The sequence below is a fragment of the Litchfieldia stipae genome (assembly GCF_014837155.1).
Classification (GTDB): Bacteria; Bacillota; Bacilli; order Bacillales; family Bacillaceae_L; genus Litchfieldia.
The window spans coordinates 18,972-32,227 of the sequence record NZ_JACYHA010000010.1; the positions used below are offsets into that span (position 1 = coordinate 18,972).

The following is a 13,256-nucleotide window of genomic DNA, read 5'->3' on the forward strand; positions in this document are numbered from 1 at the left end:
TTAGTTAAAATAGGTATTAAATGGAATAGACTACAAATTATAAGTAGGTGGAAAGGAGCAAGATGATATGCAATTTTATCGTGAAAGCAAGGAAGCCGTTCTTTCGCATTTGCAAACAGATGAACATGGACTTTCACAACAGGAAGTACATAAGCGTTTGGAACGTGATGGCTATAACGAAATAAAAGGGAAAGAAAAAGTACCAACGTGGAAGTTATTTATCGAAACATTTAAGGACTCGATGGTGATTGTGCTATTAATTGCTGCCGGGGTTCAGTTAGTACTTGGAGAAGTTGTAGAAGCGTTGATTATTTTCCTTGTGCTCATCATTAATTCCATCATTAGTGTGGTCCAAACGAAAAAAGCGGAAGGTTCACTTGAGGCATTACAGAATATGTCTGCTCCAAATGCGAAAGTGATACGAAACGGCGAACGACAAACAATTGCAGCCAGAGAGCTTGTCGTCGGTGATATTGTCCTGCTCGAAGCAGGTGATTATGTCCCTTCAGACGGTCGTGTTCTAGAAAGTGGATCATTAAAAGTCAATGAAGGAATGCTTACTGGTGAATCTGAAGCTGTGGAAAAAGATGTGGAAGCAATTGATCAAGAAGCAGCCTTAGGTGATCGACGTAACATGGTGTTTAGCAGCTCATTGGTTGTCTATGGTCGATGTTCCTTCGTTGTTACAGGTACAGGGGAACAAACGGAAATTGGGAAAATCGCCGGCTTGATTGCCACAGCCGAAGAGAAACAGACCCCATTACAGCGAAAGCTAGATGCATTCAGTAAGAAGCTTGGTGTCGGAATCCTCATTCTCTGTATCCTTATTTTTGCAGTAGAAGTGGGTCGGATCTGGTTCGGTGACAATACCGAGGATATGACAACGGCCATTTTACATTCATTAATGTTTGCCGTAGCTGTCGCTGTCGCCGCTATTCCAGAAGCATTGTCATCGATCGTAACAATTGTTTTATCAGTTGGAACGAACAAAATGGCAAAGCAGCATGCCATTATTCGGAAGCTACCAGCTGTAGAAACATTAGGCTCTACCAGTGTTATTTGTACCGACAAAACGGGTACCTTAACACAGAATAAAATGACCGTAACAAATTATTTCATCGCAGGAGATGGAAAAAAAGCTGAACTTCCAGCATCTCATGAACATTGGAGCAACGCAGAGGAAATGCTTTTTAACATCATGGTGCTCTGTAATGATTCCTACATCAACAATGAAGGAAAAGAAGTGGGTGACCCAACAGAAGTAGCGCTCATTAACTACGTTAATCGCTATGAAGAAATAAGAAATAGCTACAAACGAGAAGCAGAATTACCTTTTGACTCAGACCGTAAATTAATGTCGACGGTGTATACCATGAATGGCACTAGAATGATTTTAACTAAGGGTGGACCTGATGTGATGTTCAACCGTGTGAGTCATGTATTATTCAATGGGAAAGAAGAGCCACTAACAGATGAATTACTACAGCTTTTTAAAAAGACGAATGAAGACTATTCCAATCAAGCGCTTCGAGTTCTCGCTTATGGATTCAAACCATTGCCAGCTGATAAACACACCATTGGTCACGAAGATGAAAATAACTTAATATTAGTAGGTTTAACTGCCATGATGGATCCACCTCGTGAAGCAGTCTATGGATCAATTGAGCAAGCGAAGCAGGCAGGTATTCGTACAGTCATGATTACAGGTGATCACAAAACAACTGCTCAAGCAATCGGGAAAGAAATTGGACTTATGGGTGAGAATGATATTGCCCTGACAGGCCAAGAGCTAGATGCATTATCTGAACAAGAATTAGATGAGAAATTAGAACAGATATCCGTCTATGCCCGTGTGTCACCTGAGAATAAAATTCGCATTGTCCGTGCTTGGCAGAAGAAGAATAGAATTACCGCAATGACTGGTGACGGTGTAAATGATGCGCCTGCGCTTAAACAGGCAGATATCGGCATCGCCATGGGAAGTGGGACAGATGTTGCCAAAGACGCATCATCAATGATTTTAACAGACGATAATTTTGTATCAATTGTTAACGCCGTTAGTGTTGGGCGTACGGTATTTGACAATATTAAAAAGGCAATTGGCTATTTATTCGCTGGTAATTTAGGTGCGATTATTGCAATTTTATTTGCCGTAATCATGGGCTGGGCTAGTCCATTTACTGCACTTCAGTTGTTATTTATCAACTTAGTGAATGATTCCTTGCCAGCTATTGCATTGGGAATGGAAAAATCAGAACCTGGTGTCATGAAGAAGAAACCACGTAATATTGATGAAGGAATTTTTGCAGGTGGCACACTGCGAGCTGTTATCACAAGAGGAACACTGATTGGGATTGCGGTCATCATCGCTCATTACATCGGATTACAGCATTCAAATGAATTAGGTGTCGCGATGGCATTCTCAACATTAATCATCTCACGTACTTTACAAACATTTGCCGCACGCTCTACGACACAAACCGCTATTGGCGCTGGATTCTTCAGTAACAAATACGTCATCGGTGCCGTCGCATTAGGCTTTGTTCTGTACGGATTTACCCTATTACCATTTACGCGTGATATCTTTGCGATTACAGCAACATTTGGCTTCGAGGAATTTCTAATAGCACTTGGTCTCTCCCTTGGAGCACTTATCTTGATGGAAATTCTGAAAATCCTTGTACGACCTAAATAAGGTTAGGCATTGAATCACTGAGGTCCATTATAAAAAAACTCCTATGTGATTTGTTTGAGAACAAATTGGCATAGGAGTTTTTTATTGCTTTAAAAGGTTATTAAGTAGCCATTTTGGAACAATCCTATAGGCTGATTTCATATAATTTGTTACGTTAACCCCGCAGCCAGAATACACTCCGCGTCCTGTGGGTGACCGGTGAGCCTCCTCGTCGCGTTGCTCCTGTGGGGTCTCACTTTGGCCACTGGTCCCACGGAGTCTACGTGTATTCTGGCTGCTAGATTCTATATTTTACCACGAGTAATGATAAACTCAATCACTTCCTCAATCGATAACCGATTCCGATGACTAATTGAAATTCCCGCATCCTCCAACTCTCGCTCCATCACCGACACATCATCCGTCACGATTTGGAAAGGTGCCTCTTCCACCTTCATCACATGTGGATGATTCTTCAATGCTTCTGGAAGATCAGAAATCCAGAGCCTTGCCCACTTATTATAGATTTCATCTTTTTCAAAGGTAGTAATAATCTTTCCCTGATCCAAGATGGCAATATAATCACATAATTGCTTCACTTCATCATTATTATGAGTGGCAAGAATGAGGCTTTTATCCCCTGCCTCCATATACTGCATCAGATCCTCTTTCATTTTCCGCTGTGAAATAATGTCCACACCTGCAGAAGGCTCATCTAATAACAGGATCTTCGCATCATGGCAGATGGAGAAAATAAACTCTACTTTTTTCTTCGTCCCTTTTGAGCACTTCTCGAACTTTTTTTCCTCATCAATACTGTATCTCTCAACCAATAGCTTACAGTACTGATGGTCCCAAGAAGGATACCAATACGAGATCAAGGATGATAGCTCTTTAATCGTGTAATTCCCAAATGGTTCAAGCAATTCACCTGCATAACCAATTTCCCGTTTAATATCGGTTTCCTTTTCAGTCATCGAATCTCCAAAATACTGAATCGACCCGCTATCAGCTTGAAGGAGATTCATCAGCATTCTGAAAAAAGTAGATTTCCCGGAGCCATTGGTCCCCACCACAGCAAGGGCGGTTCCTTCCTCCACCTGCAAATCAATGGGACCTAGTGAAAACTTCTGATAATGCTTTGTTACCCCTTTTATCTCAATCATTGAGGTATTCATGATCATCCCCCCATTATTGACTATCAAACTTCCGGTTTAACACATCCGTGAAAATTGTCGACAAATCATCCTTCGTGCAGCCGACCTGTCGTCCTTGTTCTATCGCCTTTTCAAACGCATCATACACAACCTTCTGCTTCGTTTCTTCCTTTTGTAGCTCCTCAAGCGCTCGAACAAATGTCCCTTTTCCTTGAACAGTCTTGATATAGCCACTATTCTCTAGATTTTGATAGGCTCTTCTTGAAGTAATGACGCTGCACTCTAACTCACTAGCCAACACACGAATGGATGGGAGCGGTGTGCCAGGTGCAAGATGTCCACCTACGATTAGCGCTTTTAGTTGCATTTCTATTTGATGATAAATCGGTTCTCTACTTTCCTCTGAGACACGAATCGGCAGCTTCATCGCTTCCCCTCCCTCCATTACAAGTAATCTCGTCTCGCTAATCTCCGGGCCAGCAATTTGTTCCAAACCACTGAACTACCAACACCGACCAAGAGGGGGATGACAGCTACTAACCAACCATGACTTTTAATAAGAAGTAATACCCATTCAGCAACCCCTTGATCCATAAATCGATAGAACAAAAAGATCGTCAAGAAATAGATTACGATAAAAAACCAAGGAACAATATGCAGTACTTTCCCATTTGTCCCGTATTCAATCACAGGATTTATGCCACCTAAAGTTAGGGCATACCCAAACCAAAACAACACAAACATCCAATACTCAGCCAGCGTCACATTCCCAAAGAATCCATCCGATAAGGCAAACGACATCGCCACATAAAAGGCCAACGAAATGACGACCAACGTGATCATCATAAATACCATCCGACTTAACGCAAGAATCGGAACTGGAATCGGTAATGTACGAAGGAAGGCCATTCGTTTGCTAAATGGATCCTCCTTGATCGTTTGAAAGCTTAAATATGGCATAGACATGAAGACCGCTCCAAACGCTGGTGATGTTGCGATAAAAATAACGTCCAACAACATATAATTATAAAACGGCGATTCTGCCCCAAATAAATGTTGAACCATTTGCTCAAGAAGATTCGACGTGATCAATCCCAAAAAGATGGTCACGACGAACGTAATCGCCAACGCTCTCCATTGTGCTTTTACTTCCTTTTTCACTAACCAAGCTACCTGTTGATACAAGTCACTTCCTCCTCTTAGTTAAAAAGATTTGGTCGATCTGCATAACCTAAGAAATCCACACCGAAATGAACTAACACAGCAAAGACGATACACCAAATCACAATACTTGCCGTCATCCAAACAGCAACCTTCTGCTTCGTTCCACCTAATGTCAAGCTCACAAATGCCGTAATATGACTTCCAACCACTAACGGTCCAATCAGAGCTAACCCAGGCAACCCATACTTATTCCAAAGATTCTGTGCACGAACCATACGCTTTCCAGGTTCCTTCTCTTCCCCACCTTTTCGCTTCCTTCTCCACGCCTTAATTTTCTCCACGAAAACAATCAATAATAGTACAGTCGCAACATTACCAGCAATCGCAATAAGAATTGCAGCAATCGGAGACAACCCCGCAATCATCGCTAACGCAACAACCCCATACCCCTCAAAAAATGGCACCGCCGCTAAAATAAATACTAATACATAAGCCCACAAATATTCTAATACATTCATCCTAAATGACCCCCTATAGTGTTATGGTGTTTATATCTATATGAACACTATAACACTGTGTGTATTTTGTTGTAAAGGGGGGGAATGTAAATTTTGAGGGGTTAATTGTAAATTATTTTTTCCGTTAAAGTGGGAATGGAGCTGGGCTCGGGGGAAATAAGCGAAGGGTTTTCCGTTATATCAAAAATAGAGCTCTTTTCGGGCTAAATAAGGGAAGGTTTTCCGGCTATACAATGCAAAATCGCCTATTTTCACGTTTTTTGAGCCGATAGGCGGAAATTCTTCCTCTATTTAAGCTAATTTGGATCATATTTTCTAAATAAGCGGAATTCCTTCTGCTATTTATCAGATTGGACGCTTAACCTGATCTCCCAACCGATAAGAGCGGACTCTCTTAATCCCAGATGCGGGAATCAGCATCTTTTTATCGACTAGTTGAGTCAGTACATTTCTTACCGTCTTGTCACTTAGCTTCAAATACTTCTCCACTTCCTTAGGGAATATAGCTTCTCCTTTTCGAACCACTAGTCTAATTACTTCCTTTTCAACAATGGACAAAGAGGTCAGATCCAGTTCATCACCCAGCCATTGGCCAATCACTTGCTGAACAATCTGTTGGCATCGACGAGGCTTCTCACTCACTTGGTCATAAGAAAAGCGAACCACGGTCCATCCGTCAATCACCAACTGATTTTGACGTTCAAGGTTGTCTGAAAATTGCCATCTGCTTATGTTCTTTAGGTGTGGGCCATACCCGTCGACCTCAATGCATATCCGGATGCCGGGACGAATATAAGCAAAATCTAAATACCTTTTGCCATCCTTGAAATCATCGACTTCATATTCTGGATGAAGGTACTTGAAGTGGAAAAATAATGGCCACCACACTTGCTTCAAAAACAACATTTCAGCCTGATTGTGACCTTCTTGTAAGCGCCGCAACCGTTCACCTGTTCTTACCTGAAAGTGAACATTCAAAAAGTTCTGATATTCTTCTTCAAATCCCATAGGATTCCTCCTCCTATCCAATGGTCATATCCTTAAATTCCTCTACTATCAAATTTCGATACCACTATTTACTTATTTGAACTTCGGGCAGTTTTTTTAATGATGATGTTAATGCGAGTGAAAAAAGAAGTTTAATGTGGCTTAAATTGTAGAAAGTAAAAAGCGGAATAGCAAAGATAGAGGAAAATTTGAGGATAGAACTATTTTTAGTTTAATAAAATTCTTATATTTGTCAATCCGTTTTCTTTATCTTCTGACAAAGTCATTCTTTCAATTCTATCCGGATGTTCTCCCCCCCTCCAACCTTACAAAAAGATGTCTAACCCCAGTGCTGTTATATTAACTCATCTTGATCTTGCATACCGTTACTGGTGAATGTAAAATAAGGGAAGGTTTTTCCGTTATATCCAAAATGGAGCTCTTTTCAGGCTAAATAAGGGAAGAATTTTCCGCTATCCGAAGCAAAAGCCCCTATTTTCCCGGTTTTTGAGCAGATAAGCGAAAATTCTTCCGCTATTCAAGCAATTTTTCACCACATTTTCTAAATAAGCGAAATTCTTCCTGCTATTTTCAGACCATCTATACCATCCGCTCAACCGGAGGATCTCCCCACTGAATTCTACCTGCTAATATTCCAAATTGGACGATTGCTTCCCCTAGCGAATCCTCAATGCAGTAACTTCCTTTAAGGAAATTTCAAAGTACTCCCCATCCCAACAAAAACGGCCCAACCAAAAGGCTGCACCGTTTTTTTTCTATTCTACAATATAAACTTCAAGGACTTTCGTATTGCCTTTCGTGTTGACGAATACATCGTAACGTCCCACTCTGTAAGTCCCCTTGGCATTGTTGTTGATGAGGATGGTCTCAGTCAACGTCCCGCTTCCGCTTCCATCTGCATAGATTTCATCAATCGTGATGACTAATTCATTTTGATTTGCTTTCAGCTTGTTAACAACTGCAGATGCTGTGGCTGTTTCTACAGTATCCACGACAAAGACTTCAGACCACTCACTGGCACCCTTAGCATTCAACGCGCGGATTCTGAATTGATACATATCACCATTTTTAGCTTGAGCGAGAATACCATTCAGATTGGCGAATTGATCAATATCCTGAGTGATAAAACTTTTCACTCGTGTATTGTGAGCGATTTCTGCTAAGGTGACCCACTCGCCTTTATTTGTGTTGAACTGGATTTCATAGCTTTCAGTCAACACATCACTATTTGCCCAATCGATCGTGAACGTGCCTTCATGAACAATAATCTTACCAGGTGCCGGAATATGTTCCGTACCAAATGCAGAACGGACTTCCTCATTAATCCTGACGTTAGTGATTTCAGGAACGGCTGGAACAGATACAGGCGCGATTTCAGATTGGGAACCAGAATTCGTTTCGATTTCAGTTCTCAAAGCAGTTGCCTGCACCAAAGCCAACAAGCACTTACAAAAAACTTTACAAGAACTTGGTATCGATCCTATTACAATGCATGGCTTAAGACACACTCATGCAAGTGTTCTATTATATAGGAAAGTTGACATCAATTACGTAAGTGAGCGTTTGGGACATAGCAATATCGAAACGACTTATAAGCACTATTCTCATGTGATTAAGGAACTGCGGGAGGAAGATGAGAAACTTACGATTGAAACTTTTGAGAATATGTGGGCTCAGAGAATAACTCTAAACTTTCTTATCACTATTCAATAAAAGCACCTTTTGTTGAAAAAATTTTTTTATTGAACAGTATCCTTGTACTATTAAAAAAAAAATGCTTGTTTTCTTCCTAAGGCTCACTCTTTATTTAAAGTAATAAGTGCTAAATAACAGTCTAAAAAATGTTCATAAATAATCCACCCACAACATAAAACACTAAATTAATTCCTAGACTAATTCACTACCAAAAATTAAAATTTAAAAATAGTAGGCATCTTAACTAATCAAGTTCCTTACTATTTATATTTTGATAGGTAGCTTAAAAAGAGTTGCCGTATGCAACTCGGATGTTTATTTAACTCTTTTTTTGCCCCACAAACTGAATAACATGTGCCAAACCATTATGAAATTCTCCTTCATTCCTTACAACCTCGCCCATAAAAAAGTGAACAATCCGCCAATCAGAAAAAACGTTTAAAAACTCTTCTGGTTTATAAAGTAGTTCTACGTTTTGTGGTCCGCCACTTTTGTATGGTATCTGATAAACCGAATAACCTTCTGAAATAAAATAACCACCTGGTTTAATTGTTTCTTTAACACCTTCAAGTGTTTTTGTACGTAATGCCTCTGGAAAGTGTCCAAAAATACAAATCAATTCATCCCAATAATCTTTATCCCAGTTAGCTTCATTTAAGTCTACAAGCTTTGTTTGAACTGTTACATTTCTATCCTTGGCAAGCTTTTCTGTTTTAGCCAGTCCGGCTTGCGCATAATCCCATGCAGTTACATTCATTCCTTGTTGCGCCAAGTAGACCGCATTTCTACCTTCTCCTTCAGCAATAGCCAATGCTTCTCCTGATAGGTTTTATTTTTTATGGATATCTGCAAGAAATAAGTTTTGATTAGTTCCATAAACATAATTCTCATTTTTAAATCGATCATTCCAAGAATTCATAGCTTGTTCTCCTTTGATTTAATTTTTTAGTGGATACTTTTTATTAACTGCTCCATCATTTCCTTATCCATCGGTCCGACAATTTTCTTTCGAACAATCCCCTGCGAATCAATTATATAACTTGTTGGGATCGTAAAAGCTTGATATGTTTCTTCTATATCGCCTTTAGTATCAAGCAGTATTGGAAAAGTTAATCCATAATCTCTTACAAATTCCCCAATATCATTTGTGTTCTTTTCTGCAGTAGTTAAATTAACTGCTAAAATTTCTACATTATCATTTTGTTGTTCTAGATAAAATTCTTGCATATGAGGCATTTCAGCTTTACAAGGCGGACACCAAGTAGCCCAAAAATTTAAAATGACTTTCTTTCCTTTAAAGTCAGACAGTTTTACTTCTCTTCCTTCTAATGTCTGGAGTTGAAATTCAGGTGCCAAATTCCCTTCTTTTATTCCACTAATTAAATCATTATTTTCTATTCGATTGTTAAGGGAGGTTTCATTCATATTTTCTTTTTCTGAAAATGCATAGTCATATACTCCCCAACCTAAAAGACCAATCAAACCTACTAAGGCAAGTATTTGTTTGTTCATAATCCCACTCCTTTAAAAATCGTGAATGTAGAGAGATAAGCACTGATCTTTTCCATTTGACCAGTGAATAATAACAATCCCATTATGATAAGAATTACTCCATTAACTAACGAAAGCTTTGGTAAAACCTTATTGATTCTTTTAACCACATTTAAAGAGTATGTCACAAGAAAAGATAACAGAAGAAAAGGAATGCCTAGACCTAAGGCGTATATCCATAATAAAAACATGCCAGAATAAATCGTTTCAGTTGAACTAGCCAGTAATAAAATGGACGATAAAGCAAGTCCTACACAAGGTGTCCATCCTGATCCAAATGCTAAACCAAGGATAAATGATTTTAGAGAACTAGCTTTGGACTTCCTATTATAATCAAACCGTTTTTCAGTCATTAAAAACTTTATTTTAAACACACCAAGCATCTGTAACCCAAAAATAATGATGAGGAATCCCCCTATCATTTGAATTAATTTCTTATTATCTAAAAATATTTGTCCTACAACACTTGCCGAAGCTCCTAATAATACAAATACAATACTAAATCCAAAGATAAAACTTATTGAACGAGAAAACAGGACACTCTTCTGGGTATTTACTTTTCCATCTTTTACTGACCCATCGGTTAAATGAGCAACATATGCAGGAATTAATGGAAACACACAAGGTGAAAAAAATGAAAGTAATCCTGCAGTTAATGCAAAAAATATTGTGATATTCTCCAATTCTTACCCACCTTTCTTTCTACTGTAGTTTTCTATCCCAAAAGTAAAGAGACAAGATGATTAATCCTACAAAAAACCACTGCTCCATCGAGAAAATAAAGACCGTACTTTCATTGATTAGACTCAATGAGAGTATTATTTTGAAGAATGAAAATAAGACGATGACAGAAAAAAATGACTTATATGAAGATAGAATTTTTTTAACTAGGATGAGTATCAAATTAGTCAACGAATAAATGCCGATAAGAACATGATAAATGAAATTATCCTCTACGAAGGTTGCGGATAAAAAGTGATAGACAGACAGCACTGAAAAACTAAATAGTAATCCGTATTTCAAAGTAACTAGCATTGAAATATCTAATTTCCTTGCTTTATAAATAAAGTAGTAGATTGAAAAAATAATAGCTAAAATTAAGCCACTTCTTCCTCCTGTGAAATACAACAACGACAACGGACTTTTTATTACTAATGATGGATCCGTAAGAAGTAAACTACCTTTCCAAATAAAAAAGCCTAAAAACACGCTATTAGTTAATAAGTCAAATACCGCCTTATTTTCTTCCCTATTCGGTAAGCGTAGGAACAATACTTTTATAAGAACTATTCCAAATAGAATTGCCACTCCAAGAAGAAACCATTTAAGGAGAATCGTAAATGAACCGATTTGAATGATATCCATGGGTACCTCCTAAAAAATTGCTTGATGTTTACACAAAAAGGGGCTGTTTAGCCCCTCTTCTTAAAACATTCTTTGAATCAAGACGATGACTCCTACCAGGAGCCAAACTAAAATCCCTGGTCATATGGGTGGGAAAAATGACCGTGATTTTTTGTTAGAAATTCCTCAACTACCTTTGCCACAGTTGTTATGATCTTTATTCATATTATCAGTCTACTCCATTACTTATTTTATAATTTCTGCCTGCGATTCTTGAATACCGCCACTTACACTTACAACATTACCATAACCATAATCTTTTAAAATGTTTGCAGCTTGAAGACTTCGTTTCCCACTTCTGCACAATAGAACGATTTCCGCATCTTTAGAAAGACCTTTATAATCGGATTTTAATGTGCTTAGTGGAATGTTTTTCATCCCTTTAATATGACCTGCTTATATTCATGGGGTTCACGCACATCAACAAAGATTATGTTACTTAATTTTGGATCCTGTAATTTTTGCTCCAACTCATTAATTGAAATTGTTTTAATACTTTTATTTTCAAACTGGCTATAGCCAAAATATAATACTATAATGACAAGGGGTAGATATAATGCTATTGTTTTAATCTTCAAAGAAACTCCTGCTTTCAGATGTACTTATAGTTTAAAACAGCATCAGCTTGGTAGGCTGTTTCTAAAAAGCTAACAACGCCAGCGAGTTCTGCCCCTTCTATTAATTCCAAACCATCAGCAATTAACACATTCATTTGACAACCATACAATTTAATTCCCGCATTTAAAGCCAAGTTAAAAAGTAAGGATAGATCTACTCCATGTGTTCTCGTCATTCTTTTTAAATAACGTTTATCTAAAACACGCGCTCCATCAAGATCAAAAAATATGGCAACTTCATTTTTTTGTTCAACCATTTCGATTGATTTCTTCAACACATAGGGAACATTTGAGCTTAACGATACAAAATAAACAAATTTCTTGTTCGTCATTATAACCCCTTCTTTCAAACCTACTATGAATCCACTTTATTTTCCCCTATTTTTACAAAATATCTAACCAAATCTTAACGGCAGTAGCTCCAATTAATAACGCTAAAATGACTTGTAACACTTTTGTATTTACTTTTTTTCCAGCCATTGCACCCAATGGGGAAGCAATTAAACTTGCAACGATCATAATAAAAGCTGGGAAGTAGTCAATTTGTCCGGTCGTAATTTTACCTACTGTCGCTCCGATTGAAGAAATAAACGTAATCGCCAGTGAAGAAGCAATTGTCATTCTTGTTGGAATTTTTAATACCACTAACATGATTGGCACTAATAAAAAGGCTCCTGCTGCCCCGACAATCCCAGCACCCACACCTACAATAAGGGCTAATATCGCTGCAAGCCATTTATTAAATTTCACCTGATGTAATCGAATATCGTCTATTCCCTTTTTCGGAATAAACATCATCACTGCTGCAATTAAGGCTAATATCCCATAAATTAAATTAATGCCTCCTTCAGACATTAACTTTGATCCAAATCCTCCAACAAAACTACCCACTAAAATACTAGCACCCATATACATAATTAGCGTTTTATTTAAATATCCACCTTTTCGGTAAGCCCAAACTCCACCAATAGTTGCAAAGAATACTTGAATTGCACTTATGCCCGAAACTTCATGTGCAGTAAATGCTGCTAATCCAAATAACGGTGGAATATATAATAACATTGGATATTTAATAATAGACCCGCCGATTCCTAACATTCCTGAAACATATGATCCAATAAATCCTATTAAGAAAATCGTAATGATAAATCCAAAATCCATTCTGTTACCTCCTTTTGAAAAAAGGGAACCCTATATAGGCTCCCCTTATTTTTTACCCTTTTTTAATCCAAAATTTAAATACATCATTTTCTTCTTCGTGTTTAATAAACTCATGACCACCAGATTTTGCCCAAGCTGTTAGGTCGTTTTTAGCACCTTTATCTGTTGCATGAATCTCTAAGATTTGACCCGATTCTAATTCATTGATCGCTTTCTTTGTTTTTACAATTGGCATTGGACATGCTAATCCTTTTGCGTCTAATACTTTAGTTGCTTCCATTTTATTATTCCTCCTAAGAATTAATTT

Annotated in this window: 15 protein-coding genes and 2 pseudogenes; 2 read left to right on the forward strand and 15 right to left on the reverse strand. The window is 38.1% G+C overall.

The window, feature by feature from the left end; all coding sequences use genetic code 11:
- Positions 1-67: 67 nt before the first annotated feature.
- Positions 68-2,695, forward strand: a complete 2,628-nt coding sequence (locus F7888_RS12715; RefSeq protein WP_191780039.1) for a cation-translocating P-type ATPase — start codon at positions 68-70, stop codon at positions 2,693-2,695.
- 284 nt (positions 2,696-2,979) lie between these two features.
- Here F7888_RS12715 and F7888_RS12720 read toward each other — a convergent pair whose 3' ends face one another.
- The 6 genes from F7888_RS12720 to F7888_RS22625 form a co-directional block, all read right to left on the reverse strand.
- On the reverse strand, positions 2,980-3,852 hold the full coding sequence (locus tag F7888_RS12720) for an ABC transporter ATP-binding protein (protein WP_191780041.1): 873 nt from the start codon (positions 3,850-3,852) through the stop codon (positions 2,980-2,982).
- A gap of 13 nt (positions 3,853-3,865) precedes the next feature.
- Positions 3,866-4,258, reverse strand: a complete 393-nt coding sequence (locus tag F7888_RS12725) for a GntR family transcriptional regulator (protein WP_191780043.1) — start codon at positions 4,256-4,258, stop codon at positions 3,866-3,868.
- Between the two features lie 17 nt (positions 4,259-4,275).
- Positions 4,276-5,016, reverse strand: coding sequence for an ABC-2 transporter permease (locus tag F7888_RS12730; RefSeq protein WP_191780045.1), 741 nt, complete (start codon positions 5,014-5,016; stop codon positions 4,276-4,278).
- Positions 5,017-5,030: 14 nt separating this feature from the next.
- On the reverse strand, positions 5,031-5,513 hold the full coding sequence (locus F7888_RS12735) for a small multi-drug export protein (protein WP_191780047.1): 483 nt from the start codon (positions 5,511-5,513) through the stop codon (positions 5,031-5,033).
- Positions 5,514-5,858: 345 nt separating this feature from the next.
- Positions 5,859-6,542: a DNA-binding response regulator gene (locus F7888_RS12740; protein ID WP_318246278.1), complete on the reverse strand. Its 684-nt coding sequence runs from the start codon at positions 6,540-6,542 to the stop codon at positions 5,859-5,861.
- Between the two features lie 734 nt (positions 6,543-7,276).
- On the reverse strand, positions 7,277-7,954 hold the full coding sequence (locus tag F7888_RS22625) for a fibronectin type III domain-containing protein (RefSeq protein WP_225228790.1): 678 nt from the start codon (positions 7,952-7,954) through the stop codon (positions 7,277-7,279).
- On the opposite strand from F7888_RS22625, the pseudogene F7888_RS22630 reads away from it, so the two are divergent.
- Positions 7,950-8,234: pseudogene (locus F7888_RS22630) on the forward strand (tyrosine-type recombinase/integrase); the annotation flags it as partial. The gene F7888_RS22625 and the pseudogene F7888_RS22630 overlap by 5 nt on opposite strands.
- Before the next feature lie 301 nt (positions 8,235-8,535).
- Here the strand turns inward: F7888_RS22630 and F7888_RS12750 are convergent.
- The 9 genes and pseudogenes from F7888_RS12750 to F7888_RS12785 all read right to left on the reverse strand — a co-directional run bounded on the left by F7888_RS12750 (position 8,536) and on the right by F7888_RS12785 (position 13,229).
- Positions 8,536-9,135, reverse strand: a pseudogene (locus tag F7888_RS12750) (methyltransferase domain-containing protein).
- Positions 9,136-9,161: 26 nt separating this feature from the next.
- Positions 9,162-9,728, reverse strand: a complete 567-nt coding sequence (locus F7888_RS12755; protein WP_191780049.1) for a peroxiredoxin family protein — start codon at positions 9,726-9,728, stop codon at positions 9,162-9,164.
- Entirely contained in the window at positions 9,725-10,450 is a 726-nt protein-coding gene (locus F7888_RS12760) for a cytochrome c biogenesis CcdA family protein (protein WP_191780051.1), read from the reverse strand. Before F7888_RS12760 ends, F7888_RS12755 begins: the two co-directional genes overlap by 4 nt.
- Positions 10,451-10,469: 19 nt before the next feature.
- Complete coding sequence (locus F7888_RS12765) at positions 10,470-11,132, reverse strand: hypothetical protein (RefSeq protein ID WP_191780053.1); 663 nt, start codon at positions 11,130-11,132, stop codon at positions 10,470-10,472.
- A gap of 225 nt (positions 11,133-11,357) precedes the next feature.
- Complete coding sequence (locus F7888_RS22635; protein ID WP_225228776.1) at positions 11,358-11,549, reverse strand: rhodanese-like domain-containing protein; 192 nt, start codon at positions 11,547-11,549, stop codon at positions 11,358-11,360.
- Positions 11,546-11,749, reverse strand: coding sequence for a rhodanese-like domain-containing protein (locus tag F7888_RS22640; RefSeq protein WP_225228777.1), 204 nt, complete (start codon positions 11,747-11,749; stop codon positions 11,546-11,548). The genes F7888_RS22635 and F7888_RS22640 overlap by 4 nt, the downstream gene beginning before the upstream one ends.
- Before the next feature lie 14 nt (positions 11,750-11,763).
- Positions 11,764-12,120, reverse strand: coding sequence for a DsrE/DsrF/DrsH-like family protein (locus F7888_RS12775; protein WP_191780055.1), 357 nt, complete (start codon positions 12,118-12,120; stop codon positions 11,764-11,766).
- 52 nt (positions 12,121-12,172) lie between these two features.
- On the reverse strand, positions 12,173-12,949 hold the full coding sequence (locus tag F7888_RS12780; protein ID WP_191780057.1) for a sulfite exporter TauE/SafE family protein: 777 nt from the start codon (positions 12,947-12,949) through the stop codon (positions 12,173-12,175).
- Between the two features lie 52 nt (positions 12,950-13,001).
- Complete coding sequence (locus F7888_RS12785) at positions 13,002-13,229, reverse strand: sulfurtransferase TusA family protein (RefSeq protein WP_191780059.1); 228 nt, start codon at positions 13,227-13,229, stop codon at positions 13,002-13,004.
- Positions 13,230-13,256 lie beyond the last annotated feature (27 nt).